Origin of the sequence: Mesorhizobium sp. 2RAF21 (genome assembly GCF_052115345.1) — a bacterium.
In the GTDB taxonomy this organism is placed as follows: Bacteria; Pseudomonadota; Alphaproteobacteria; order Rhizobiales; family Rhizobiaceae; genus Mesorhizobium; species Mesorhizobium terrae.
Map to the genome: position 1 here is coordinate 330,642 of NZ_JBFRGM010000002.1, position 23,995 is coordinate 354,636.

24 protein-coding genes are annotated in these 23,995 nt (G+C 61.2%); 21 read left to right on the top strand and 3 right to left on the bottom strand.

Features of this window, described 5'->3' with window-relative positions:
• Nucleotides 1-77 precede the first annotated feature (77 nt).
• A complete protein-coding gene (locus tag AB4136_RS04340; protein WP_307418909.1) occupies nucleotides 78-908 on the bottom strand; it encodes a MurR/RpiR family transcriptional regulator in 831 nt (276 codons plus the stop codon).
• Between the two features lie 229 nt (nucleotides 909-1,137).
• Here AB4136_RS04340 and AB4136_RS04345 point away from each other — a divergent pair, with 229 nt between their 5' ends.
• The 9 genes from AB4136_RS04345 to AB4136_RS04385 all read left to right on the top strand — a co-directional run bounded on the left by AB4136_RS04345 (nucleotide 1,138) and on the right by AB4136_RS04385 (nucleotide 9,119).
• On the top strand, nucleotides 1,138-1,311 hold the full coding sequence (locus AB4136_RS04345) for a hypothetical protein (protein ID WP_167523843.1): 174 nt from the start codon (nucleotides 1,138-1,140) through the stop codon (nucleotides 1,309-1,311).
• Nucleotides 1,312-1,430: 119 nt separating this feature from the next.
• Nucleotides 1,431-2,405, top strand: a complete 975-nt coding sequence (locus AB4136_RS04350) for a SctD/MshK family protein (protein ID WP_065997513.1) — start codon at nucleotides 1,431-1,433, stop codon at nucleotides 2,403-2,405.
• A complete protein-coding gene (locus AB4136_RS04355; protein WP_065997515.1) occupies nucleotides 2,402-2,827 on the top strand; it encodes a hypothetical protein in 426 nt (141 codons plus the stop codon). Before AB4136_RS04350 ends, AB4136_RS04355 begins: the two co-directional genes overlap by 4 nt.
• An 89-nt stretch (nucleotides 2,828-2,916) precedes the next feature.
• Complete coding sequence (locus AB4136_RS04360; protein WP_245317474.1) at nucleotides 2,917-3,156, top strand: hypothetical protein; 240 nt, start codon at nucleotides 2,917-2,919, stop codon at nucleotides 3,154-3,156.
• Nucleotides 3,153-5,306: a type III secretion system export apparatus subunit SctV gene (gene sctV / locus AB4136_RS04365; protein ID WP_137901749.1), complete on the top strand. Its 2,154-nt coding sequence runs from the start codon at nucleotides 3,153-3,155 to the stop codon at nucleotides 5,304-5,306. The genes AB4136_RS04360 and sctV overlap by 4 nt, the downstream gene beginning before the upstream one ends.
• Before the next feature lie 65 nt (nucleotides 5,307-5,371).
• Complete coding sequence (locus AB4136_RS04370; RefSeq protein ID WP_441930343.1) at nucleotides 5,372-6,730, top strand: type II and III secretion system protein family protein; 1,359 nt, start codon at nucleotides 5,372-5,374, stop codon at nucleotides 6,728-6,730.
• Nucleotides 6,731-6,740: 10 nt separating this feature from the next.
• Nucleotides 6,741-7,175 carry a hypothetical protein gene (locus tag AB4136_RS04375; RefSeq protein ID WP_065997525.1) on the top strand — a complete coding sequence of 145 codons (435 nt, stop codon included), beginning with the start codon at nucleotides 6,741-6,743 and terminating at the stop codon, nucleotides 7,173-7,175.
• A gap of 80 nt (nucleotides 7,176-7,255) precedes the next feature.
• Complete coding sequence (locus tag AB4136_RS04380) at nucleotides 7,256-8,053, top strand: tetratricopeptide repeat protein (RefSeq protein WP_083237690.1); 798 nt, start codon at nucleotides 7,256-7,258, stop codon at nucleotides 8,051-8,053.
• A 25-nt stretch (nucleotides 8,054-8,078) separates the two neighbouring features.
• Nucleotides 8,079-9,119, top strand: coding sequence for an EscU/YscU/HrcU family type III secretion system export apparatus switch protein (locus AB4136_RS04385; protein WP_065997527.1), 1,041 nt, complete (start codon nucleotides 8,079-8,081; stop codon nucleotides 9,117-9,119).
• A 108-nt stretch (nucleotides 9,120-9,227) separates the two neighbouring features.
• Here the strand turns inward: AB4136_RS04385 and AB4136_RS04390 are convergent, their stop codons facing one another.
• The gene (locus AB4136_RS04390) at nucleotides 9,228-9,929 is read right to left on the bottom strand and encodes a GntR family transcriptional regulator (RefSeq protein ID WP_065997531.1); all 702 of its coding nucleotides are present in this window, start codon (nucleotides 9,927-9,929) and stop codon (nucleotides 9,228-9,230) included.
• 225 nt (nucleotides 9,930-10,154) lie between these two features.
• Between AB4136_RS04390 and AB4136_RS04395 the strand changes: the two genes are divergently transcribed.
• The 7 genes from AB4136_RS04395 to AB4136_RS04425 all read left to right on the top strand — a co-directional run bounded on the left by AB4136_RS04395 (nucleotide 10,155) and on the right by AB4136_RS04425 (nucleotide 18,226).
• Nucleotides 10,155-11,195 (top strand): ABC transporter substrate-binding protein, encoded by a 1,041-nt coding sequence (locus tag AB4136_RS04395; RefSeq protein WP_065997532.1) that lies wholly within the window; start codon nucleotides 10,155-10,157, stop codon nucleotides 11,193-11,195.
• 73 nt (nucleotides 11,196-11,268) lie between these two features.
• Nucleotides 11,269-12,351 (top strand): ABC transporter ATP-binding protein, encoded by a 1,083-nt coding sequence (locus AB4136_RS04400; protein ID WP_065997735.1) that lies wholly within the window; start codon nucleotides 11,269-11,271, stop codon nucleotides 12,349-12,351.
• Nucleotides 12,348-13,271, top strand: a complete 924-nt coding sequence (locus AB4136_RS04405) for an ABC transporter permease (protein WP_065997534.1) — start codon at nucleotides 12,348-12,350, stop codon at nucleotides 13,269-13,271. The genes AB4136_RS04400 and AB4136_RS04405 overlap by 4 nt, the downstream gene beginning before the upstream one ends.
• Nucleotides 13,268-14,068, top strand: a complete 801-nt coding sequence (locus AB4136_RS04410) for an ABC transporter permease (RefSeq protein WP_065997535.1) — start codon at nucleotides 13,268-13,270, stop codon at nucleotides 14,066-14,068. Before AB4136_RS04405 ends, AB4136_RS04410 begins: the two co-directional genes overlap by 4 nt.
• 19 nt (nucleotides 14,069-14,087) lie before the next feature.
• Nucleotides 14,088-15,674, top strand: a complete 1,587-nt coding sequence (gene ggt, locus AB4136_RS04415) for a gamma-glutamyltransferase (RefSeq protein ID WP_065997539.1) — start codon at nucleotides 14,088-14,090, stop codon at nucleotides 15,672-15,674.
• A gap of 42 nt (nucleotides 15,675-15,716) precedes the next feature.
• Nucleotides 15,717-17,246 (top strand): acyl--CoA ligase, encoded by a 1,530-nt coding sequence (locus AB4136_RS04420; RefSeq protein WP_065997541.1) that lies wholly within the window; start codon nucleotides 15,717-15,719, stop codon nucleotides 17,244-17,246.
• Nucleotides 17,246-18,226: a 2-dehydropantoate 2-reductase gene (locus tag AB4136_RS04425; protein ID WP_065997543.1), complete on the top strand. Its 981-nt coding sequence runs from the start codon at nucleotides 17,246-17,248 to the stop codon at nucleotides 18,224-18,226. Before AB4136_RS04420 ends, AB4136_RS04425 begins: the two co-directional genes overlap by 1 nt.
• A 479-nt stretch (nucleotides 18,227-18,705) precedes the next feature.
• Here AB4136_RS04425 and AB4136_RS04430 read toward each other — a convergent pair whose 3' ends face one another.
• Nucleotides 18,706-19,620 carry a LysR family transcriptional regulator gene (locus tag AB4136_RS04430; RefSeq protein ID WP_065997545.1) on the bottom strand — a complete coding sequence of 305 codons (915 nt, stop codon included), beginning with the start codon at nucleotides 19,618-19,620 and terminating at the stop codon, nucleotides 18,706-18,708.
• Nucleotides 19,621-19,774: 154 nt separating this feature from the next.
• Here AB4136_RS04430 and AB4136_RS04435 point away from each other — a divergent pair, with 154 nt between their 5' ends.
• From AB4136_RS04435 to AB4136_RS04455, 5 genes are all read left to right on the top strand, one after another.
• The gene (locus AB4136_RS04435; protein ID WP_065997547.1) at nucleotides 19,775-19,993 is read left to right on the top strand and encodes a helix-turn-helix domain-containing protein; all 219 of its coding nucleotides are present in this window, start codon (nucleotides 19,775-19,777) and stop codon (nucleotides 19,991-19,993) included.
• Nucleotides 19,994-20,329: 336 nt separating this feature from the next.
• Complete coding sequence (locus tag AB4136_RS04440; protein WP_065997548.1) at nucleotides 20,330-20,989, top strand: ABC transporter permease; 660 nt, start codon at nucleotides 20,330-20,332, stop codon at nucleotides 20,987-20,989.
• A 12-nt stretch (nucleotides 20,990-21,001) separates the two neighbouring features.
• Nucleotides 21,002-21,745, top strand: coding sequence for an ABC transporter permease (locus tag AB4136_RS04445; RefSeq protein ID WP_065997549.1), 744 nt, complete (start codon nucleotides 21,002-21,004; stop codon nucleotides 21,743-21,745).
• A 44-nt stretch (nucleotides 21,746-21,789) separates the two neighbouring features.
• On the top strand, nucleotides 21,790-22,638 hold the full coding sequence (locus AB4136_RS04450; RefSeq protein ID WP_137901750.1) for a transporter substrate-binding domain-containing protein: 849 nt from the start codon (nucleotides 21,790-21,792) through the stop codon (nucleotides 22,636-22,638).
• A gap of 79 nt (nucleotides 22,639-22,717) precedes the next feature.
• A complete protein-coding gene (locus AB4136_RS04455) occupies nucleotides 22,718-23,962 on the top strand; it encodes a CapA family protein (RefSeq protein ID WP_065997550.1) in 1,245 nt (414 codons plus the stop codon).
• Nucleotides 23,963-23,995 lie beyond the last annotated feature (33 nt).

Sequence of the window (23,995 nt, forward strand, 5' to 3'; positions counted from 1 at the left end):
CGTGAACGACCTCCGCAATGTGCTTCGCCCTTTGGGGGCTGGCCGAAGGTCCGTCCGATAAGCACCCAGGAAGAATGCTAGCGAGCGGCCTTCCAATAGACGCCGAAGGCAGCGAGCTGCTCTTGCGACTGTTTGAATTTCTCGACGGCGTCGACATCGGTCAGCGGGGTGGCCAGAGCGACCAGGATTTCAACCGCGGCGAATGCCGGCACCATGCTTGGGAAAAACGAACTTGAATTCGATGTCACCACGATTGTCTCGCGCGCCATGCGCGCCAGCGGAGAGACGCTGCTGTCGGTAATGGCCAGTACCGCCGCGCCCTGGCTTGCGGACTGACGGGCAAAATCGATGGTAGCGCGTTCGTAGGGCGCGGACCCGACGACGAGCACGACATCGCCAACCTTGGCATCCAGCAGTGCCTCGGCGCCAGCCACGAGCACGGCCTTGCGGTCCTCGCCGAGGAGCGGCGAAATCGTCTGCACGAAATGGCTGGCGACCGAACGCGAGGGTCCGAAGCCCAAACCAAAAATGGTCGTCGACCCGGCAATCAGCTTGGCGGCTGCCAGAAACTGCATGGCACTGCCATATTCGCCGAGACTGGCGATCTGAGCGGCGAGCGTATCCGCCGCGATACCAGCCGCCGGGTAATCCGGATCCTGTTGCGGCAACGGGTTGGCGCGCGCGCCCTCGCCTGCACCGCGCTCACGCAGGGCGCGAGCGTACAGGCTGCGTATATCCTCGTAGCCGTCGAGGCCAAGCCAGCGCGCCAGCCGCATCATGGTGCTGTGCGATACACCCGCCTGACTGGCCTGCTTGCGCATGGACATCAAGGCGACGCCCTGAGGGTCGTCAAGCACAAAACGTGCCGCAACCTGCAGCTGCGGCGGCATCGTTTCGAATCGCTCCACGAGCAGTTCCGACAAAGGACCTTTTTCCATTTCCTAAACCCCAATTTGCCCGGTTCGAATTTTACCTGCAGCCCGCCGACAATGCAACAGTTGGAATTTTCGTGATTTACGCATTCCAAATGGACTTTCTATTTCCGCGGCGCTGCACTAAGTTTGAGCGGCAATCTAAAGAGAGTCCATTACGCCGGGCTGTCACGATTGCGTGGAATGGTTCCTCAAGGAGACAGTCATGACCACTACCCCTCCCGTCAACGGCGGAAGTCCGGAGCAGAACCTGGACAAGATGATCAAGCAGCAGGAGCGGATGTTCGGCCTGGAGATCAACAAAGAGATCGCCAAGTCCCAGCACGACATGTTGATGAGCACCGCCAGGACGCTTGGCCAGTCGGCCGAAAAGGCCTGAGGCGCAAGGTTTATCGCCTATTCCGCGCCGCCGGAGGTTGCCGGCGGCGTGCTGTTTCCCGGCGCGTGACTATCGTGCCGGCCGAAATGTGAAATCGTTTTGGCAGGAGGTTGAAAAGCATGAGCGCTCACTCGACCCGAAAGCTTGAAGGTGGCGCAGGCAAGCTTGCGTTGCGTGCCGTTGCGAGCGGTGCCACAAGCCTGGTCCCTGACAAACCCGCGACGCTGGCCGTCACCCGCGGTTTCCACAATGGGGCCAGCCTGGAATTGACCGAACCATCCTATGTGATCGGCTCGGACGGCGCTTCGGATATCGTCCTCAGGGATCCAGGAATCGCAGCGCTCCACGCCAGGCTTCACCGCAAGGGTAACCTGGTTGAAATCGAAGCCATCGGCGGCGACCTGGAACTTGCCGGCGGCGAAACCATCTGGAAGGGTCAGGGTTGCCGGCGCCGCCTGCCGCTCGGCATTTCGCTGGGCGACGCACAGTTACGCCTCACGGGACCTGCTCCCACAAAGAGCCGATGGTCGCTGCCGCGACGCCCGTTGCTAGCAGGGGGTGTTCTCATCGCCGCGGTTTTTGCGATTTCCATCGCAGCCAATGGCCTGTCCATCGCAAAGACCGATGACAAGCCAGCCAGCCTCGCGCTCGCCGACGGCGAAGTAACGGGCAGCGTTCCCGGAAACGGCGCCGACGCGGAACATCTGGCGGCAGCGCAGGCTGAATTGACAGCGCGCCTCGCACAATCTGGTCTGGAGACCGTTGCCGTCGGACGCTCGTCTGAACGTCTTGTCGTATCGGGCACGATACCCAATGCGCAATCAGGTACCTGGACCGAAGTCCGTTTGTGGTTCGACCAGAAATTCGGTCAAGTGCCGCTTGTTTCGAACATCGCCGTTGGCGATGCCGCGCAACCGCCGCGCCTCACCTTGCAGGCAATCTGGTACGGCGAACGGCCCTATGTAATCGCCGGGGATGGAACACGGTATCACGAAGGCGCTTTCACGAATGACGGCTGGACGATCAAGGAGATCGGCCAGACCGCGCTTGTGCTGACCAAGGGCGGCGCCACGGTCGCGCTGAAATACCAGTGAGCCGCCGCGTTGATGGGCCACGTTTCGACGCAAGACCGGAATCGATCGGCCGGGATGCGGACGCGTCGCCCGCACAACCGATCGAACGCCGGCGTCTGAATGGCATCAACCGGCGCAAGGCGAAGGGCGCAAACTCCACCTCCGGTGCCGAAGGGCTTGAAACAGAGGCTTTCAACGGACCATCGGCAGGTACCGGCGGCAAATCGCTCGATGAAATTCTCGCCGAGTTCGTCATGCCGGAAATCCCCGAGCCGGCGATCCTGCGGCGTTCGGTTCCCATACTGCACCATTTCATCACGGAGATTGTACCCGATCTTGAGGGCGGAGAGCCGCTGAGAGCGCTCGCCAGGACGTTGATGGAAGACGAGATCGAGCGGCATCGGGAACTGCTCGGACGTCTGCAAGGAGGGACTGGAATCTGACCGGGCCGCATGAGGCTGCACATCTGCTGCATGTCCTTGGCCATCTCTACGGATGTCACGGCCAGGCCAGGCGGGGTGCGGTCTATCTGTTGATTGCGGCACAGCTTTCGCCGGAAGACTCCGGCGTACTGAGAACATTGGCACACCTGCTCATATTGGACGGAGAAGCCGACAAGGCGCTCGCCACGATCGCCAGGTTGGAGACATTGGAAGGAATGCAACACCCCACCCTTCACCTCCTAAAGAGCCGCGCTCTGCTTGTGGCCGGGCGCAAGACGGAAGCGCGCGAAGCCTTCCAGCGCTTTCTGGCAAAAAGGCAGGTGCAATGACCTTTTCGCAACGGCTGCTGCAACTGCTCGGCAAAGCCTCCCAACGCGGCGATCTGGTCATTGCCGTGCTGATGCTGGTGGCCGTGGTGATGATGTTGATCCCGCTGCCGACCTTCCTGGTCGACACGCTGATCACCGCCAACATCGCGCTCAGCGTCCTCATCCTGCTGGTCGCCTTTTATGTCTCGCATCCGCTTGAATTTTCGTCGCTGCCTTCCGTCATCCTGATCGCGACGCTGTTTCGCCTGGCAATCACCATCACGACGACCCGCCTGATTCTGCTGCAGGCCGATGCCGGCGAGATCATCTCGGCCTTCGGCAATTTCGTCGTCGGCGGCAGCATCGCGGTGGGGCTGGTGGTTTTCCTCATCATCACCGTGGCGCAGTTCATCGTCATCGCGCGCGGTGCCGAGCGTGTTGCCGAAGTGGCCGCGCGCTTTACGCTCGACGCGTTACCCGGCAAGCAGATGAGCATCGACGCCGAGCTCAGGAACGGCGACATCGACCAGGTCGAAGCCAGACACCTGCGCCGGCAGCTCGAGCGCGAAAGCCAGCTTTTCGGTGCGATGGACGGCGCCATGAAATTCGTCAAGGGCGACGTCATCGCCGGCATCGTCATCATCCTTGTGAACCTCATCGGCGGTTTTACCGTTGGCACGTTGCAGCACGGCATGTCGATCGGCAAGGCGGCGTCGACCTATTCGCTGCTCACGGTCGGCGACGGCCTTGTGGCGCAGATCCCTGCCCTGCTCGTCGCGATCGCGGCCGGCACGATGGTGACGCGTGTCGGCGGCGCCGACGGTACGGAGGATCTCGGCAGGCAGATCAGCTTCCAGTTGCTGCGCGATCCGCGCGCCCTCGGCCTTGCCGCGCTGATCATGATGGGACTGGCGCTGGTGCCGGGTTTTCCCAGCCTTGTCTTCGTCGCGCTCGGCATCGCCTTCGGTGCAGGCGCCTTCATGATCCATCGTAATACACGTCGCGAAGACGAACCGGCGGAAACCCTGCCCGCAACGACACGGCAAGAGCCCGAAAATGCGACCGCGCTCGCGGAGAACGCCAGGCCGCTGCTCGGCTCCAGCCGCATCGTGGTCAGGCTTGGAAAGGCGCTGGCTACCGAAGTGGCAGAGCCGCAATTTCGCCAGCGGACCGAAGCGATGGGTCGAAAGATATTCGAGGATCTCGGTGTCGAGATTCCACCCATCGGGGTTGACGTCAACGAGACGATCGCGCCGCGCAACATCCGCATCGACCTCGAAGGTGTGCCGATCGTGGAAGCCGAGATTCCGGCCGACCAGGTGCTCGTCGAAACCGAGGCAAGCCATCTCGAACTGCTCAGCCTCAGTTATGAGGAAGGTGCTGCGCTCGTCGGCCAGCGCAAATTCTCCTGGGTCGATCAGGACGGCGTTTCCGCGCTCGAAGAGGCACAATTGCCTTATTTGGAACCGCTCGACATCGCTTCCAAATGGACCGCGCATGCGCTCCAGCTCTATTGCGGCCATTTCGTCGGCATCCAGGAAACGCGCAAGCTGCTCTCCGAAATGGAGACGGATTATGCCGACCTGGTGCGGCAGGCCGTCGAGATCGTACCGTTGCAGAAGATCGCCGACGTGCTGAGGCGGCTGGTGGCTGAAAACGTGCCGATCCGCAATCTGCGGCTCGTGCTGGAAGCACTGGTCGAGGCGGGACAGCGCGACCAGGATGTTGTCCAGCTTACCGAGCATGTGCGAACGGCGTTGCGGCGGCAGATCAGTTTCCGCGTTGCCGACCGCAACAACATCATCTCCGCCTATGTGTTGCAACGCTCTGCCGAGGATATCCTGCGCGAAGCGGTACAGACGACATCGACCGGAGCCTTTCTCAACACAGCCGACGCCGCCGTGCAGGCGCTGGCCGCGGAGATCGAGCGTCACCTTTCGCGGGCAGCCGCCAGTGTTTCGCCCGTGATCGTGACGGCGGCCGATATACGCCGCCACTTGCGCGCGCTTCTGGTGCAGAACGGCATCGAACTGCCGGTTCTTTCCTTTCCGGAACTCGCGCCTGAATTCAACGTCCAGCCGCTGGCAACGATCTCGGGAAATTCGGGGCGATCCAGAACCCCATCGCTGCCTTCGGCCGGCGCGTTGGGTGGGCAAAACACCGCCGGATGAACAGGGACGAAAAGCAACGGCATCGGGGACCAACGAATGCCGGCCATGATCGAGAGAGGGACTGCATGCCTAGCCGCCATACCACGAGAGCCGAACGACGATACAGCTGTTCGGCCCTGATGAAAATGTCGCGGCTGGCGCTCGCCCTTACGGTTTTCCTGATGGGTCTTATTTCAACACTGACGAACCTCGGAGCGCAGGAGATTTCGGGTTTGCCAGCGCAGCCGACGGTGGACCTGCCCGTTGGGCAGGGACGTCTGTTGCGCTTCAGCGAACCGGTCGAATCCGTGCTGATCGCCGATACGACGATCGCCGACCTGCAGATCGTCTCACCGGGGCTGGTCTATGTCTTCGGCCTGAAGCCCGGCCTGACCAATCTCATCGCGATTACCGCCGACGAACGCATCAAGGCGACGGCCCAGTTTCGTGTGACCGCCGATATCTCTTCAGCCAATCAGGCCAAAAAGGCGATGCGCCCGAATTCGGCGACCAATCTCGCCATTTTCGGCAACCGCATCGTCACGACCGGGGAAGCCCGTGGCGTCGAGGAGGCGACCGACATGGACAACATTGCCCGCACCTTCTCCCCGCCAGAACAGCCGCCGATCAACAACATGACGGTGGGCGGCTCGCAGCAGGTCAACATCCGGGTGCGTTTCGCCGAGGTTTCGCGCACGGAACTGCAATCCTACGGCGTGGATTGGAACGTCGGCTACAAGAGCGCCGGCTTCGAATTCAACATGTTTCAGAACAATGGCGTACCGAGCGGCAACAATGGAAACTTCGGCCTCAACCTGAGCCAGGACCACGGCATAAACTTCGATATTCTCATCGAGGCGCTCCAGCGCAACGGTATCGTCAAGATCCTGGCTGAGCCGAACCTGACGGCCGTGACCGGCCAGACGGCGAAATTCCTGGCTGGCGGCGAAATCCCTATACCCATTCCTCAAGGCAACAACGTCGTCACGGTGCAATACAAGCAATTCGGCGTGTCGCTGGGGTTTACGCCGACGCTGATCGGTCGCAACCGGATCGCTCTCAACGTGCAGCCGGAGGTCAGCTCATTGTCCGACAGTGGCGCCACCGTTGGTGCCAACGGCTTCCAGTTGCCGAGCTTCGTCGTGCGCCGTGCCGACACCACCGTCGAGGTGGCAAGTGGTCAGACCTTCGCCATCGCTGGCCTGTTCCAGCAACGCACCGCGCGCAATGTCGAGAAATTCCCGGTGCTTGGCGACGTGCCGGTGCTTGGACCACTGTTTCAGTCGCAGCGTTTCCAACGTGAGGAAACCGAACTCGTCATCCTGATCACACCCTATCTGGTCGAGCCGGTGCGCGACGGCCTCGCTACCCCTCAGGACCGTCCGGCGAAACGCGCAAAGCGCAAGGCCAAGGGTGGCTCGTCCGTTGGCCTGATCGTCAAATAGGAGAAGCGCGATGAACGTGTCGAGCACCTTTTATGCTGTCATCCCGGCTATCCTCTTGTGCGGCTGTGTCGGCAACACCAGACCCGAGCAGGACTATTCGCCGGGTTACAGCTACGTGGCGACCGGCACCGGCGGCTCTGACAAGAGCGTGTCCGGCTCGGTTCTGGCGCCTGACGCCTGCCTGAACGAACCGGCCGACGACGACAATCCACCGGCCGCCTCATCGGCCAGCCTGACGCGGGTTTCCGGCGTCGGCTCGCACCTGCCGCCGGGCTGCTCCAATGCCTACAACCTGCAGCGCATGGTCGAGAGTCAACGCGACCTGGTCGAAGGTCGCCGCATGGGGCCCGCCGCAGCAGGTCCGACGGCGCGCGCCGCGCGTCGTTATCTCGACGGCGAGAAGCCGGAGCCGTCTGCCGAGACCCCTAACATGACGACCAATTAGCCAATGGCGCCGTCTCCAGGACGGCGCGGCCGTGATGAGTTCGCAAACCGACGATAGAAGGTGAACGGGGAGAGATGGATATGCGTGTCGTTTTCCTGCCGGCTTTGGCGATCCTGACGCTGGCGGCCTGCCAGACAGGGACCCAAAGCGCCGTCAATCAAAAGAGTGCTGCCCCGGCCTCGCCGTCGGAGCGCCTGATCAAGCTCGCCGACGACATTGCAAAGCGCGGCGACAGCGATACGGCGATCGCACTCTACCAGAAGGCCGCGGCCTTGCCCGATGCGCGTCCAAGCGCTTATGTCAAAACCGGTGACGCCTACATGCGTGCCGGCGAACCGGACCAGGCCGCCAAGGCCTATCAAGCGGCACTGGCCAAGGCGCCGAACAATGGCGAAGCGATGCTTGGCCTCGGTTCAGCGATGATGGATGCCGGCGACTACAATGCGGGTATGCGGGCGCTTGCCCAGGCGGCACCGCTGGTCAACACAAGCAGTTCCTATAACCGGCTCGGCGTGGCGCAGACGCTTTCAGGCCACACGCAGGAAGCACAGGTCACCTTTGGCCAGGCACTCAAGATGGCGCCTGGCGACCTCGATATCGAGACCAACATGGCTCTGGCGGCCGGGCTTGAAGGCAATGCCGGCGTGGCGCTGCCATTGGCGCAAAAGCTCGTCAGCGCCTCCAATGCACAATTGCATCACAAGCGCGACGCCGTCATCGTCTACGGCCTGCTGGGTCAGGGCGATCAGCTTCGCGCCGCCCCGCCGGTCGGCCTGCCAACGCAGGAGATCAACAAGCTGTTGTCTCAGGCGCAGTCCATCCGCGCCAAGGGCAGCACGCAGGCCAGGGCCCAGGCGCTAGGCTCCGTCCTAGGTTAGCAACAGGACCCGGCAGGCTGGCGACATGGCCGAAGAAGCTGAGGAAAAAAGACTACCGGCATCCGACAAGAAGCTGCGCGATGCCAAACGCAAGGGCCAGGCCTCGCAAAGCCGCGACTTTGTTTCAGGCTTCGGCCTGTGCGCTGCCCTTGCCTATATCTATCTCGTCTGGCCGAGCGCCTTGGCGCATTTTTCCGAACTGGTCGACACGATAACCGACTACAACGTCCCGTTCGGCGAAATTTTGCTACGCAGCGGCCGTCACGCCTTTTTCCTGCTTATGTTCGTCACCGTCCCGTTGGCTGGGATCGTGGTCGTGACCACGATCGTCTTCGGCATGCTGGCGACGTTCGGCCCGGTCTTTTCCTTCGAAACCGTCAAACCGCAATTCGACCACATCAATCCGGCGAAGGGCCTGCAGAAGATCATGTCTGTGCGCAATGTCGTCGAGTTCGCGAAGGGCTTGGCCAAGCTGACATTCCTGTCCGCCCTGTTCGTCGTGATCCTGGTGCAGTGGCTGCAACCGCTTTTCGACGCGCCGGGATGCGGCATGTCCTGCATGACGCCAATGCTGTGGGGCGTGATGGTTCCAGTCGGCGTTTCGGCAGCCCTTGCCTTCCTCGCCATCGGCATTCTCGACGTGCCGCTGCAGCGTTGGCTGTTCCTGCGCGACATGCGCATGACCACGACCGAGTACAAGCGCGAACAGAAGGACATGGAAGGCGATCCGCTCATACGCCAGGAACAGCGACGCCAGCGGCGGGAAGCCGTGCAGCGGCCGGCACGACTGGGTGTCCAGAACGCCGTCATCGTGTTCGCCGGAGACGAACTGGCGGTGGGGTTGCGCTACATAAAAGGCGAAACGCCGGTTCCGACAATCGTGGCCAAGGGACAGGGCCGCGCGGCGCTTGATATGATTTCCCAGTCTCGGGCAGCCGGCATCCCCGTCGTGCAAGACGCCGCCCTAGCCCAGGATCTTTTTGAAAAGACCAATATCGGGAATTACGTCGGCCAGGCCATGTTCTCGCCGATCGTGCGTCATCTCGTCCGTCACAGGCTAACCTGATCCTCGCCACAACAGGGCGAATTATTGGGCACGCCACTTGCATATCAAGCAGTTCCATTATCATTGGCCATTAGACGATCGCGATCACAATCCCCCGACATCCCTCTTTCAAGACGCCTTGATCCGAAAATTCTGGTAGTCGGATTTCGCTTGCAATAACCGCAGAATACTCTCACGCGAACCGCGGACATGGGCGCGTGCCAAAGCACCGGCCCGCTCAGAATTGCCGGCGCAAATCGCTTCGACAATCTCAGCATGTTCATCGCGAGCGATCTTCCATTCATCCAACCACAGCAGTTCGGTCCAGATATAGTGCTGGCATTTGTCCAGAATACCGCACAGCATCTCATGCAGCATGACATTGCCGCTGATCTCGGCGATGACACGATGGAGGTCTATACCAACCTCGAGTTCCTGGAATTTTTCCTGTGTGGTGCGATCGGGAATGGCTGCCAGTTGCTCGGCTTCCGCAAGCATGGCGCGCAGCCGGGCTTTGTCCTGAACAGTCGCGGCAACGGCAGCCAGTTCGGTCGCGTGGCCGTCGAGCAATTCGCGGATGTCAAACGCTTCGCGAAACATGTTGATGTCGAATTCGGTGACGGCGTAGCCCTGGCGCGGCCGACCGGTGACCAAGCCGTCGCGCTCCAGGCGATTGAACGCTTCACGCACCGGCGTGCGGCTGACTTTGAGTTTCGCTGCGATGTCACTCTCGGTGACGCGCGATCCGGGTGGAACCTGACCGGTTACAATCATTGCTTTGAGGGCGGAGTAGACGGAATCGCGTAAGGTATTTTTGGTTTTTTTGGCCAAGGCTGGTTCCAGTTCTCCGGCCGTTTCGCCGGCGGTCTTAACGCTTCTCGCATAGCTGTATGCAAATTCGGCCCTGTTTGTCACGACCGATACGCCGTGGTGCGGCTCTGGAATTGGGCTAGTCCTCAGCCGCTGTTGACATTGCAAACCCTCCAGGTACATTTAATTGTATACAAAATCGCATGCGAATGCAAAGCGATGGGAACACTGGCTGGAGCGTTGAAAATGAACAGAACCAAAGGCGTTACGGTTTTTGCAGCGGCAGGCTTGATGGCGGCGGTCGCGGCGCCAGCCGTGGCGGGCGATACTATCACCGTCGCCTCCTGGGGCGGCACGTATCAAGAGGCGCAGACAAAGGCCTTCTTCAGGCCGACGGCTGAAGCGCTAGGCATCACAATCAAGGAAGACACCACCAACGGCCTGGATGATGTGCGCCTTCAGGTCACCGGCAACGCGGTCAAATGGGACATTACAGAGTTGGGCGCAGATGAATGCGCGCGGGGATCCAAGGAGGGCCTGTTCGAGAAGCTCGACTACGATGTCATCGACAAGAGCGGCATCAATCCAAAGCTCGTCCATGACGACTGGATCGGCATTTCCTACACCTCGGTCGTGCTGATCTACCGAACGGATGTTTTTGGCGACAAGGGACCGAAGACCTGGGCGGATTTCTGGGATGTCAAGAAATTCCCAGGCCGCCGTGCGCTTTCGGGCAGCCAGCAGACTGAAACGCTGAGTGTCGCGGCACTGGCCAAGGGCATTCCAATCGACAAGGTCTATCCGGTCGATATCGACGGCGCGCTGCAGTCTGTAGACAAGATCCGCAACCATGTCGACGCATGGTGGACCTCCGGCGCGCAGGCCATGCAACTGGTCAAGGACGGCGAAGTTGACATGGCCAGCATCTGGAATGGCCGCGCAGGCACCTTGAGGAAAGAGGGTGCGCCCGTCAGCTTCTCCTTCGACCAGGGGGTGCTTACTGCCGATTGCATGGTCATCCCGAAGGGATCAAAGAACAAGGACCTCGCCATGAAGGCGCTGGCCAAGTTCGTCAGCCCCGACCTCCAGGCCAACCTGCCGCTCTATGTCGACAATGGACCAGCAAACGAAAAGGCCTTCGAGACCGGCAAGATACCGCCGGAGCGCATCAAGGATATCAACTCCGCGCCCGAGAACGTCAAGAAGCAGGTCCTGCAGGATCCGCAGTTCTGGCGCGACAATCTGGTCGAAGCGACCGAGAAATTCAACAACCTGATCCAGCAATAGCTGCTGTCGGAGTGGCGCACGGCCACTCCGTTCCGCTTCGCCGACAAAAGACCCGGAGTTGAAGGAGATGCTCTTGTCCCTCGCGCCGTCCGCGCTCCCCATCGGCATACATCATATCGAGAAGCGCTTTGGTGCTTTGTCCATTCTCAGCGATCTCAGCCTTGATGTCGCGGCGGGCGAATTCCTCACGCTGCTTGGTCCGTCCGGCTCAGGCAAGACGACGCTGCTGATGATCCTGGCTGGCTTCGTGCGAGCCAATGCCGGCAGCATCAAGGTGGGCAATGAAGAGATCATCACCATGGCGCCCCACAAGCGCGACATCGGCATGGTGTTCCAGAACTACGCGCTGTTTCCGCACATGAACGTGTTCCACAACGTCGCCTTCCCGTTGAAACAGCGGCGCGTCTCGGCGGCCGACACCAAGCAACGCGTGGATCGCGCGCTCGAACTCGTGCGCTTGCAGGGGCTGGGCGAGCGACGCGTCGACCAGCTCTCCGGGGGGCAGCGCCAGCGCGTCGCCCTCGCCCGCGCCATCGTCTTCGAGCCTCGCATTGTTTTGATGGATGAGCCGCTGTCGGCGCTCGACAAGGGACTGCGCGAGCACATGCAGATTGAATTGCGGAACCTTCACCGCAGGCTTGGCATGACGACCGTCTACGTTACTCATGATCAGCGCGAGGCAATCACCATGTCGGACCGCATTGCGGTCATGAATGCCGGGCGGATCGAGCAGATCGACCAACCCGAGACCATCTACGCCAGGCCGAAGACGAAGTTCGTTGCCGAGTTCATTGGCGAATCCAACTTCATTCCGGTGGAAAGCCGCAATGGCAGTATCTGGTACGAAGACAGAAGGCTGCGCCTCGACGGTCCTGCACCATCGGCAGGTCGGCATCTGATGGTGGTACGCCCGGAAAAGCTGCGGCTTCTGATCAGCACGGAAAAGGCAGAAGACCTCAACGTGCTGACAGCCACCGTAGGCGACGTTATCTATCAGGGCGACAGTTTCAGCTGCTACGCAACGCTGAAGGATGGTCGCCAGGTCACGTTGCGCGAGTTTTGCCGTTCCGACGTGTTGGCGAGATTGCCAGCGCCTGGCGAGCCCATCGCGCTCGGCATCGATGCGTCGGACATCGTACTCGTGGCAGATCAATGAGCGCCGTATCCGCAAGTCATGAGCACGCGGCACGGCCAGACGACGCGTTGAACGTTGCGGCGCTGCGCGCCGACACGCGGCGCCAGGCGCTGGGTTTTCTGGCGTTGCTGTCGCCGGGTCTGTTCCTGGTCTTCGCTGTCATCATCGTGCCAGTTGGCTGGTTGTTCTGGCTTTCGCTCTTCGATGAGACCGGTGCGCCAAGCGTTGCCAATTATGCACGCTTCTTCGAACAGGCATCCTATATCAGAACTTTCACGACCACTTTCAAAGTCGCCTTTGCGGTCACCGGGGCCTGTGTGCTGCTCGGCTATCCGCTTGCCTACCTGTTGTCGCAATTGCCGCGCCGCGCAGCCTCGATCTGCCTCGTATTCGTCATCTTGCCGTTCTGGACTTCGGTCCTGGTTCGCACCTACGCGTGGCTGGTGATCCTTCAGCGCAAGGGTCTGGTCAACAGTTGGCTGATCGACCACGGCTTGATCAGCCAACCCCTGCAACTGGCCAACAACTTCACCGGTGTCGTCATCGGCATGATCCACATCATGCTGCCATTCCTGGTTCTGCCGCTCTACGCCTCGATGAAATCCATCGATATCGACTGTCTGCGCGCGGGCATGAATCTCGGAGCCAGCCCGGCTGCCACTTTCCGGCAGATCTTCTTGCCGCTTTCGCTGCCGGGCCTCGCTTCCGGTGTTGTCATCGTCTTTGTGCTGTGCCTCGGCTTCTTCGTCACCCCAGCCCTGATGGGCGGCGGCAAGGTCATCATGTGGGCAATGCGCATGGAGCAGGCCGCCAGCCTCTATTCCAACTGGGGCGCCGGCGCGGCACTTGGTGTCGTATTGCTTGCCGTCACCTTAGCGCTGCTCGGTCTCTTCCGCTGGTTGCTCGGCGCGCGCGCGACGGGCGCCTGGAGTGCGCGATGAACGCGGAAAGCAACCTTCCAATCTCGCACTGGCAACGCCTTTGGCTCTACCTGCTCGGCGGACTTGTCATGCTGTTCCTGATCGCCCCGTCGGTGATCATCGTCATCATGTCGTTCTCCGGTTCGACGCTGCTTGAGTTTCCACCTCAGCAATGGTCGCTGCGCTGGTATCAAAGCTATTTCGGATCGGTGGAATGGCGCGATGCCACCATCGTCTCGGTCAAGGTTGCGATAATGACGGCGATCGTGGCAACGCCGCTTGGCACGGCCGCCGCCTACGCCGTCAACGCGGGTACGCTGAGACTGACAGGCACAATCAATGCGGTGCTCACGGCATCGCTGATCATTCCGGTCATCCTGATCGGCATCGGCACCTTCTTCCTCTATGCCCGCATCGGCCTCAACAACACATTGACCGGCCTCGTCATCGCTCACACCGTGCAGGCTCTGCCGCTGGTCGTGTTGACCGTGCTTTCCGGCCTGAGATCCTATGACATGAACCAGGAGATGGTGGCGCGCAGCCTCGGAGCTGGGCGTTTCGCGGCCTTCTTCCAGGTGACCATGCCACAACTGCGCTTCTCGATCGTGTCGGGTGCGCTGTTTGCCTTCATCACCTCCTTCGACGAGGTGGTCGTCTCGCTCTTCATCTCGGGCGGCGAGACGACGACGCTGACGCGGCGCATGTTCAATGCGCTGCGCGACCAGATCGACCCAACGATTGCCGCCATTTCGACATGCCTGATCGTGCTGTCGATCATCTTGTTGTCCGCTGCCCAGCTCCTTGGCCGCGGGCGCTGAATGCAGGGACCAGAACAACATGCGTGATTTCCAGCTTCCGGGCCGCTCCCCTGCCCGCGCCACCGAAGCGATGGCCGCGACGTCGCATCCGTTTTCGACACTGGCCGCGCTCGACATGTTGCGTTCCGGCGGCAACGCCATGGATGCGGCCGTTTGCGCAGCGGCCGTGCAAGCGGTGGTAGAACCGCAATCCACTGGTATCGGTGGCGATTGCTTTGTTCTCTATTGCCCCAAAGGCGAAGGCAACGTGCTCGCTTTCAACGGTTCTGGCCGCGCACCCCAGGCAGCGACAGTCGACTGGTACCTCGACCGCGGGTTTAGCGAATTGCCCATAGAAGGCGCACACGCCGTCACCGTACCTGGTGCAATCGATGCCTGGTGTCGGCTTCTGGACGACCATGGTCGCAAGGGCATCGCCGACGCACTCGCACCAGCCATCCACTACGCGGAAAACGGCTACGTCGTGCATGATCGCGTTGCCTTCGACTGGAAGGATCCAGAAATCGATCTTTCGGCCGATGAGGTTGCAGCCCGCTTGTTCCTGCCCGGCGGCAAGCCACCCAGAGCTGGAGACGTGCATTTTCAGCCAGAGCTGGCTCAGGCGTTGCGCCTCATCGCAAAACATGGCCGCTCCGGCTTCTACGAGGGATACGTCGCGGAGGACTTGGTCGGGCGGCTTCGCCACCTCGGCGGCCTCCATACGCTCGACGATTTCGCTGCAACGAGGGGCGACTACGAGTCAGCGGTCTCCACGTCTTACAAAGGCTATGACGTTCACCAGATGCCGCCCAACAATCAGGGTCTGACCGCACTCTTGATGCTGAACGTGCTCTCTGGCTTCGATCTGAGCGCTCTCGACCCCAACGGCGCCGCGCGATTGCATCTGGAGATCGAAGCCGGGCGGCTGGCCTACCGCGATCGCGACAACCTGTTTGCCGACCCGGACCATGTCGCGGTTCCTGTGAAGGAGTTGCTTTCAACTTCCCATGCCGACCGGTTGCGTGCCGCGATCGATCGCGAACATGCCATGACCGATCTGCCGCGCATCGATCTGCCAGGGAGCGATACGGTCTATATTTCCGTGGTCGACCGCGATCGCAATGCCGTCAGTTTCATCAACTCGACCTACTACTCTTTCGGCAGCGGTGTCGTTGGTGCGAAAACGGGCATCGTGCTGCAAAATCGCGGCACCAGCTTCCGCCTTGACCCCAATCATCCCAATTGTATCGCGCCCCGCAAACGACCGATGCACACGATCATGCCGGGCATGATGACGAGGGATGGCCGCGCGGTGATGCCATTTGGTGTGATGGGTGGCGGCTACCAGCCCTTCGGCCATGTCCATCTGCTGACCAACATGATCGATTTCGACATGGACCCACAGGAAGCGCTCGACGCCGCCCGTGTATTTTACAACCACGATGTCGTCGAAGCCGAGCGAGGCGTTCAGCCCCAAGCAATCCAAGGCCTGCGTCGGCGCGGACACAGGGTGGCGGAGGCCGATCATCCGCTCGGTGGTGGACAAGCCGTGCTGATCGATTGGAGGAAAGGCACGCTGACGGGGGCGTCCGACCCGCGCAAGGACGGGCTGGCGCTTGGGTATTGATCTCCTGTTGACCTTTAACGACCGTCCGCCTGGTGAGATGACATGACCACAAACGGAAACTTAGCCGATCTCACCCTCCGTCTTGTTGCTGGAGCCGAAGATGCTCCCGCGATCATGGCTCCGGGCCGACAGGCTCTCTCGCATGGCGAATTGCGTCGGCTGATCCTAAACACGGCGGTTCGACTCAACGCGCTGGGTCTTGGCCGCAACGACCGGATCGCCATCGTGCTGTCCAACGGTCCGGAAATGGCTGCCGCTTTCATCGCGTTGGCTGCAAGTGCGTCAACAGCACCACTCAATCCAGCCTACCGAGCTGACGAGTTCGAGTTCTATCTCAGCGATATAGAAGCCAAGGCCATTCTTGTCGCGGAGAATGAGGATGGTCCAGCAGTCGCCGTGGCTGGACGGCTCGGCATCGGCGTGCTGAGGCTCGTCGCACAGCCCGATGCGCCTGCCGGTCGCTTTGCGATTTCCGGCGAACCAGTCGGTTCGCCAGCCAGTCCGGGTCTGGCAGAGCAAGACGATATCGCGCTGCTCTTGCATACTTCGGGCACAACATCACGCCCCAAACTGGTGCCGCTCAGCCATGCCAACCTCGCCGCTTCGGCCGCGCATATCGGCGCCACCCTCGGTCTGTCCGCGAACGATCGCTGCCTCAACATCATGCCGCTCTTCCATATCCATGGACTGATCGCCGCGGTACTTTCCTCGCTCGCGGCAGGCGGTGGCGTCTTCTGCACGCCGGGCTTCAACGCGTTGCGCTTTTTCCAGTGGCTGAACGAGGCGCACCCAAGCTGGTACACGGCAGTACCGACGATGCATCAAGCGATCTTGCTCAGAGCGGCACGCAACGCCGATGGGCTTGCAGCGGCGAAATTGCGCTTCATCCGTTCGTGCTCCGCGTCCCTCCCGCCGCAAGTCATGGCGGAATTGGAAACGACCTTCGGTTGCCCTGTCATCGAATCCTACGGCATGACGGAGGCCACACACCAGATGGCATCCAACCCACTGCCGCCCAGCAAGCGTAAGCCAGGCAGCGTCGGTATCGCTGCAGGTCCAGAAATAGCCATCATGGCCTTGGACGGACAATTGCTGCCGCAAGGTGAAGTAGGAGAGATTGTCATTCGTGGCCCGAACGTAACCCTAGGCTACGAAAAGAACCAGGATGCCAATGCCAGCGCTTTCGCTCATGGGTGGTTTCACACTGGCGATCAGGGTGTGCTGGACGGTGAGAATTATCTGCGCGTCACCGGGCGTCTCAAGGAAATCATCAACCGCGGCGGGGAAAAAATCTCCCCGCTGGAGGTGGACAGCGTGCTGATGGACCATCCTGCGGTAGCTCAAGTCGTGACTTTCGCCGTGCCACACGAGAGGCTCGGCGAGGAGGTCGCGGCGGCGATAGTCTTACGCGAGGGGCAGAACGCAAACGAGGCTGATATTCGGGCTTTCGCCATGACGCGACTTGCCGACTTCAAGGTGCCGAGCAAGGTCATTATCCTGGAGGAAATCCCGAAGGGAGCGACCGGCAAGCTGCAGCGCATCGGTCTCGCCAGTAAGCTCGGTCTCGACTGATGCGTGTCACCGTGTTCGGCGCTGGCGCGATAGGCGGCTATGTTGCCGCCAAGCTCGGGATTACAGGCGCGGTCGACCTTTCGATCGTGGCGCGCGGAGCGCATCTTGACGCGATCAGGGACAGCGGTCTTCGCTTAATCGAGGCCGGCAAGGAAACGAGCACGCAGGTTAGGGCGGCGGCACAGGCAGAAGAACTCGGCGTTCAGGACTACGTCGTACTGGCGCTGAAGGCTCATTCCCTGGCGCCGGCTCTTGACCAGATCGCGCCACTGCTCGGACCCAACACCGCCGTCGTCACCATGCAGAACGGCGTGCCTTGGTGGTATTTTTACAAGTGCGGTGAAACGCTCGAAGGTACAAGGATCGATGCCGTCGACCCAGGTGGCATGATCTGGCGCGGTATCGGTCCGGAACGTGTGATCGGCTCAGTCGTCTATCCCGCTGTCGAGGTGGAGGCGCCGGGCCTGATCCGCCATGTCGAAGGCACCCGCTTCTCACTTGGCGAGCCTTCAGGTGAGAAGAGCGATCGCGTCATCCGCCTCGCCGCTGAATTGGTGAAAGCCGGGCTGCAGTCACCAGTCCGCGACGACATACGCAGCGAGATCTGGGTCAAGCTCTGGGGCAATCTCTCCTTCAATCCGATCTCGGCACTCACCGGCAGTACACTTGCAACCATCGTCGGCGACGACGCAACACGCGCCCTTGCCCGTACCATGATGTTGGAAGCGCGGGCGATCGGGGAAAGCCTGGGAGTTCGTTTTCCCGTGTCGGTCGATCGGCGCATCAAAGGCGCTGGTGATGTTGGCGAGCACAAGACCTCGATGCTGCAGGACCTGGAGCGCGGCCGACCGTTGGAAATCGATGCCCTGGTAACGGCGGTGCAAGAGCTTGGCCGTCTGACTGGCCATTCAACGCCGACCATCGATATCGTTCTGGCTCTTGTGCGACGCCTTGCCCGCGAACGCGGATGTTATTCCTGATCAAGGTGGCGATGCCGCACTCGTAGCACCAGCGACGTTCCGACACGACCTGGCGTCGCAAAACAAGATCTTGGTGGCACCCAAAAAGTTGCACCGCGTCCGCTCGCGGGCGCTGATGGCGTTCCGCCGGGCATTTCACCTAAGATGGCCAGGCTCGCTTGTCGTTTCTGACCGCACGCTCGCGAGCACGGAGTTATCGGTCTTCCCACTCGACCAGGTATCTTGCAACCGGCGATCGGCATCGAGCCCGCAATCAAGCTGCCGGTCGTAAATCCTCAAATTGCTTTCATGACCGTCGCCCCAGGTGTTGGACCGTACGACGCTTTCCTCGTAGCCAGCAGCCTTGTTCGGCCTAGCGAGCCATAATATCCTAGTCGAAGGGTTGCGGCATCCTGTTCGTTCAGTCGCTTCTGCGCGGGGAACGGGACGAAAATATCCGATCGAGGCGGCGGGTGATCGATGCCTGAGAACTGGCGTCTTCAATCGCCACACGCCGAAGCGGCGAAGGTTGACAGGATCGCCTCCAGAGAAATCTTCAGAGCATCCGGGAACACCCGGCCTTTCTGCCAGATCGCGACGTAGTGATAGAGCGCCGAGGGTTCCACGGGCCGTGCCTGCAGGCCGAATGCCGCATATTCGCGCGCCAGGATTTCGTTGCTGATCGAAACCCCAAGTCCTGCCGAAACGAAACCCGCTTCGTGGCCGCTGGAATCGTATTCGACCAGTATGTCCGGCTCGATGCCTTCGAAGCGCAGCGCGTTCATGTTCATCTGATGCGATGCGAAGCGTGGATCGATGTCCACGATCGTTTCGCCCGCCAGGTCGTTTGTCTCGACGCGCTCCTGTCTCGAGAAACGATGGCCCGGATGAAACACGCAGACATTACGCGCCGATCCGAGCGGCGCCCAATCGAACAGCCGCGGGTCGACGGGGAGCCGCGATATTCCGAGATCGGCGCGACCGGCGAGGATGTGCTCGCCGATCTGGTCGTAGGTCCCTGAGATCGTCCGGACATTCGAGCTGGTTTTCGCGCGGATGATCGCAACCACCTTGGGGAGGGTGACAAAACCGAAAACGGCGGGGGTGGCGATGGCGATGCGCTGGCGGCCGTCATTCTTCATCGCGAAGATCGACGCTTCCAGCCGTTCGAGGGAGTTCAGCGCCAGCTCGACGTTGCGCAGCAATTCCCATGCTGTGGGCAAAGGCTGGATGCGATTGGTCGAGCGTTCGAACAGGGCAATGCCAAGCGTGGCCTCCAGCTGCTTGACGTGCTGGCTGATCGCCGGCTGACTGACGCCAAGCGCGGCTGCGGCGCGTCTGGTCGAGCCGGCACGCAGCACTTCGCGAAAGACCTGCAGCTGCCGCAGCTTCAATCCGTTGTGCAACAACTCCATTTCGCGCGTTCCTGAGAAACCGGCCCGGTCGGGCGTCGATCCGCCGACGACCCAGCATGGAAGCTGTAACCTGCTGGAAACAATCTCGAATCCCTCACACTATAGTCATTATAGTGACTGGTAAAGTCCACCGTTTGCTTATCGCTATGCGCGCATGCGGCTGGTGGAGATATTCGGAGCAAATGTGCGCAGGGTCCGTCTGCAGCGCAAAATGACTCTCGAAGCGCTCGCCGCCGAAGCCGACCTCGCCTACAGCTATATGGGCGGGATCGAGCGAGGGCAGCGCAACCCCAGCCTGAGCGTTGTCGAGCGGATCGCCCAGGTGCTGGAAACCGACCCACAGACACTGATGCTCGAGCGTTCCAGGGATTGAACCGGCCCTCGGCAACACAAGTGGGGGCCTAACGGCACACAGCCGGCATCGCCCAGAGACTGGCCTGCGCCTCGCAGGCATCCGCGCCAAAGCCGGGCCGGCCGCGAAGACATCTCCAAATATCCATAGATACTCTCCAATTATATAATCGCTCGTTATAGTGCAAATAGTTGAATTTATAGATTGAATTGCGATCTCCAGGCGATATCGTGACCTGATGAGGCAAAGTTAATCTTAAGGTAATACAATTAAGAACTGCAACCTCAGATTGGCGATCAAGCAATCCAGACCGTGATCTGGGTTCATTCGAAAAAAGAACAGCAACAGAGGCAGGTAATGAGCGGCTTCGCGAGCCAGTTCTTTGGCGCGTTCGCGATCACGGTTGGGCTGGCTCTGGTCAGCGGGGTCGTGGGGACTACGCTTGGACTGGCGCTGGCCATTGCGAAGACCAGCGCCGACTCCCGGGTGGCCGCCCCGATCACGGTCTACACGACCGTCGTCCGTGGCGTCCCGGAACTCGTCATCATCCTGCTTATCTTCTTCGGCGGGACGGCGCTCGCCAGCGCGGTCACCGGCCAGTATGTCGAGGTCAATGCATTCAGTGCCGGCATTGTCGCACTCTCGGTCGTCTTCAGCGGCTACGTCACCGAAGTGTTCCGAGGCGCCATTGCGGCGATCCCCGCCGGCCAGGCCGAGGCGGCGAAGTCTCTCGGGCTCAGCGCCTGGCAGCGATGGCTTCTGGTGATCACGCCACAGATGTGGCGGCTCGCCCTGCCCGCCTACGGCAATCTCTGGATCTCGCTGTTCAAGGACACCGCCCTGGTTTCGGTCATCGGACTGACGGACGTCATGCGCGTCGCCTTTGTCGGCGCGGGCTCGATGCGGGCTCCCCTCGCCTTCTATCTCGCGGCATCGGCGCTCTATCTCAGCCTGACGACGGCAACGCTGCTGTCGGTCCGCCTGGCCGAGCGGCGCTACCCAGCCCTTGATCGATAGGGAGGAGCCATCATGGACCTCAGTATGATGATCGAGGCCGTCGTGGTTCTGTCTTCCGGCCTGAGGCTCACGCTCACCCTGACGATCCTGGCGCTGGCGACGGGCTTTGTAATCTCTGTGCCGCTCGCCTTCGTGCGTGCTTTCGCCCGCCCTGCCCTGTCGCTCAGCGTGCTCGCCTACACCTACGTCTTCCGTGGCACGCCGATGCTGGTGCAGCTGTTCCTCGTCTATTACGGCCTCGGCCAGATCGAGGCGGTGCGGACAAGCATCTTCTGGGTCGTCCTGCGAGACCCGTTCTGGTGCGCGCTGCTGACCTTTTCGTTGAACAGCGCGGCGCACACCACCGAGATCCTGTGCCGCGGTCTCCAGTCGGTGCCCAAGGGGATGACGGAAGCGGCTGCGACGCTCGGCCTGAAACGCTTCCAGATCGCCCGTCTCGTCACCTTTCCAATTGCGTTGCGGATCTCGCTGCCGGCCTACGGCAACGAGGTGGTGAGCATGATCAAGGGCTCGTCGCTTGCCAGCACCGTAACGCTGCTGGAAGTCACCGGCATGGCGCGGCAGATGGTGTCCACGACCTTCGCGCCCTACGAGATCTTCATCGTCGCCGGCGCCATCTACCTTTTGCTGACATCGGTTGTCGTGAAGGCAATCCGGTTCCTCGAACGCCATCTCGCCACTGACGGCAGTCGCCGACAAAGACGCGGCTCGCGCCTGGCGCCCGCCCTGCCCGATGCCGGGGTCACGACGCCGTGATCCCAAGCTTTCCTGATTTCCAACGAAACGAAGAGGGGTGCCCTATGCGCATGGTTTTGGCCGGTACGGTGTTTGTCGCTTGCATGATGCCGGCATTGACCGCCCGAGCGGAGGATCCACGGGTGATCACGATTGCCACCGAGGGCGCGTCGCCGCCCTGGGACGGAACCAATGAGAAAGGTGAGCTCTACGGCTACGACATCGATGTCGGCCGCGAACTGTGCCGCCGCATCAAGGCCGAATGCAGGTTCGTTGCCCAGGACTGGGACGGCATCATCCCTGCCCTGCTCGTGGGCAAATACGATGTGATCATGTCCGGCATGGCGATCACGGAAAAACGCAAGAAGTCGATCGCATTCTCCAACCCCTACGCCGCCGGCTACAACCAGCTGGTCATCCGCAAGGAACTGCAACTCGATCCGGGCGACATCAAACAGAGGCTCAACCTGTCCGCCGTCGACGATAAGGGAAAGGCCACCATCGAACGGCTGCACGCAACGCTGAGCGGAAAGACGATGGGCGTGCTGCGCTCTTCGAATTCGGAGGCGGTGCTGAAGGAGCTCTTCGGCGATGTCGTCACACTCCGCAGCTATGACAGCCTGGACAACCTCAAGCTCGATCTGGCGGCCGGCAGGGTCGACGGCGGCCTGGCCGACTATTTCACATGGCGTGATTTCCTGGAGACGCCCGAGGGTGCCGGTGTGACCTTCTTCGGTCCGCAGGTGAATGGCGGCCTGTGGGGTCCAGGCGTCGGTGCCGGCATACGCAAAGACGACGGCAAACTGCTCGCCAGGTTCAACACGGCGATCGACGGTGCGGTCAGGGATGGAACGATCAAGGCGTTGAGCCAGAAATGGTTCAAGACCGATATCGCACCGGCCATATCGCAATAGCCCGCCATCGACCGCCGCATCGGCACGCGCCGCTGAACATCGCGGCGTCCCTCACCTCATCCATGACAAGGCTGGTTCAATGAAGGATTCCTTCTGCGTGGCTGTGACAGGCCAATCGCTGATCAAGACGGACGTGTCTGATATCCGGGACGGGCGGTTCCTGGAGGTCCTGGACTTCCTTGAGCAAGGCGATGTCGTCTTCACCAATTTTGAATCGACCATCCTCGGGCAATATGGCGGGTGGCCGACCAAGGGGAGGTATTTCGACTATTCCAGGCCGCAGGTTCTGGACGCGTTGCAAACGATGGGTTTCAACACGCTCGCCCTGGCGAACAACCACGCCTTCGATCTCGGACCGGCCGGCGTTCTTTCCACATTGGGGGATGTCTGGGCGCGCGGCTTCCTCCATGCCGGAATCGGAACCGACGAAACGGACGCCATGAAGCCGGGGCGCCAGCGTCTGGGCGGCCGGGACGTGACGCTTTTTGCGATCGATGCCGGACCTGGACCAGCCAATATGTATGCGGGAAACCGGACGGCCGCGCGTCCCGCGCGCCCAGGCGTGAACCGGCTCAAGGCCTCGCGCAAGATCGGGGTGACGGACGACGAGTTCGACTGGCTGGCGATGCTGGGCAGGCAGCTCCAGATGTCCGCGCTGGAACTGGCCAATTACGCGCAGCCAGACGATCCGATGGTGGCCGATGACAGCGAGCTCAATTTCTACGGCACGATCTTCAAGCGAGCCACGAGCCGCGGCCGGGTCATCGAGATCGACCGGGAGAGTGCCGACAGCCATCTCGCCGCGATCCGGCTCGCGGCAGCGCGTGGCGACTTCGTCATGGCCTATCTGCATCACCACCATTGGGAACCGGGTTGGCAGGAGGTTCCGCACTGGGTGCAGGGTTTTGCGCGCCTCTGCATAGACGCCGGCGCCAGCCTGTTTGTCAGCCACGGGGCGCCGGTGCTTCAGGCCGTGGAACTCTATAACGGCGCACCGCTCTTCTACGGTCTTGGAAATTTCCTGTTCCACGTGCCGCCTGAGGAAACGGAGTGGAGCGCGCCGGAAGTCTGGCAAAGCCTTGTCGCGGCCTGCCATTACGACAGCAACGGAAATCTCGACAGTATCGACCTGCTGCCCGTCGTGATCGGCGATGATAACGCGCCGCGCACATCGAGCCGCCTGGTTCCACTGACTGCTACGGGCGATACCGCGAGAGAGATTCTGCAGGGCTTTGCGGCGCGCTCGCGTGCCTTCGGCACGGAGATTGCGATCTCGGGAACATCAGCCCGGATCGCGCTCGCCGCAGCGCGAAAGTTCGGCTGATCAAGACCGAAGAGCCCTTACTGACATGACACG

What these genes read in the sequence shown, in the direction of transcription:
- AB4136_RS04345 (WP_167523843.1), top strand. Translation starts at nt 1,138, where the DNA reads ATGACCACTACCCCTCCCGTCAACGGCGGAAGTCCGGAGCAGAACCTG.
- AB4136_RS04350 (WP_065997513.1), top strand. Translation starts at nt 1,431, where the DNA reads ATGAGCGCTCACTCGACCCGAAAGCTTGAAGGTGGCGCAGGCAAGCTT.
- sctV (WP_137901749.1), top strand. Translation starts at nt 3,153, where the DNA reads ATGACCTTTTCGCAACGGCTGCTGCAACTGCTCGGCAAAGCCTCCCAA.
- AB4136_RS04370 (WP_441930343.1), top strand. Translation starts at nt 5,372, where the DNA reads ATGCCTAGCCGCCATACCACGAGAGCCGAACGACGATACAGCTGTTCG.
- AB4136_RS04375 (WP_065997525.1), top strand. Translation starts at nt 6,741, where the DNA reads ATGAACGTGTCGAGCACCTTTTATGCTGTCATCCCGGCTATCCTCTTG.
- AB4136_RS04380 (WP_083237690.1), top strand. Translation starts at nt 7,256, where the DNA reads ATGCGTGTCGTTTTCCTGCCGGCTTTGGCGATCCTGACGCTGGCGGCC.
- AB4136_RS04385 (WP_065997527.1), top strand. Translation starts at nt 8,079, where the DNA reads ATGGCCGAAGAAGCTGAGGAAAAAAGACTACCGGCATCCGACAAGAAG.
- AB4136_RS04395 (WP_065997532.1), top strand. Translation starts at nt 10,155, where the DNA reads ATGAACAGAACCAAAGGCGTTACGGTTTTTGCAGCGGCAGGCTTGATG.
- AB4136_RS04405 (WP_065997534.1), top strand. Translation starts at nt 12,348, where the DNA reads ATGAGCGCCGTATCCGCAAGTCATGAGCACGCGGCACGGCCAGACGAC.
- AB4136_RS04410 (WP_065997535.1), top strand. Translation starts at nt 13,268, where the DNA reads ATGAACGCGGAAAGCAACCTTCCAATCTCGCACTGGCAACGCCTTTGG.
- ggt (WP_065997539.1), top strand. Translation starts at nt 14,088, where the DNA reads ATGCGTGATTTCCAGCTTCCGGGCCGCTCCCCTGCCCGCGCCACCGAA.
- AB4136_RS04420 (WP_065997541.1), top strand. Translation starts at nt 15,717, where the DNA reads ATGACCACAAACGGAAACTTAGCCGATCTCACCCTCCGTCTTGTTGCT.
- AB4136_RS04425 (WP_065997543.1), top strand. Translation starts at nt 17,246, where the DNA reads ATGCGTGTCACCGTGTTCGGCGCTGGCGCGATAGGCGGCTATGTTGCC.
- AB4136_RS04430 (WP_065997545.1), bottom strand. Translation starts at nt 19,620, where the DNA reads ATGGAGTTGTTGCACAACGGATTGAAGCTGCGGCAGCTGCAGGTCTTT.
- AB4136_RS04435 (WP_065997547.1), top strand. Translation starts at nt 19,775, where the DNA reads ATGCGGCTGGTGGAGATATTCGGAGCAAATGTGCGCAGGGTCCGTCTG.
- AB4136_RS04440 (WP_065997548.1), top strand. Translation starts at nt 20,330, where the DNA reads ATGAGCGGCTTCGCGAGCCAGTTCTTTGGCGCGTTCGCGATCACGGTT.
- AB4136_RS04445 (WP_065997549.1), top strand. Translation starts at nt 21,002, where the DNA reads ATGGACCTCAGTATGATGATCGAGGCCGTCGTGGTTCTGTCTTCCGGC.
- AB4136_RS04450 (WP_137901750.1), top strand. Translation starts at nt 21,790, where the DNA reads ATGCGCATGGTTTTGGCCGGTACGGTGTTTGTCGCTTGCATGATGCCG.
- AB4136_RS04455 (WP_065997550.1), top strand. Translation starts at nt 22,718, where the DNA reads ATGAAGGATTCCTTCTGCGTGGCTGTGACAGGCCAATCGCTGATCAAG.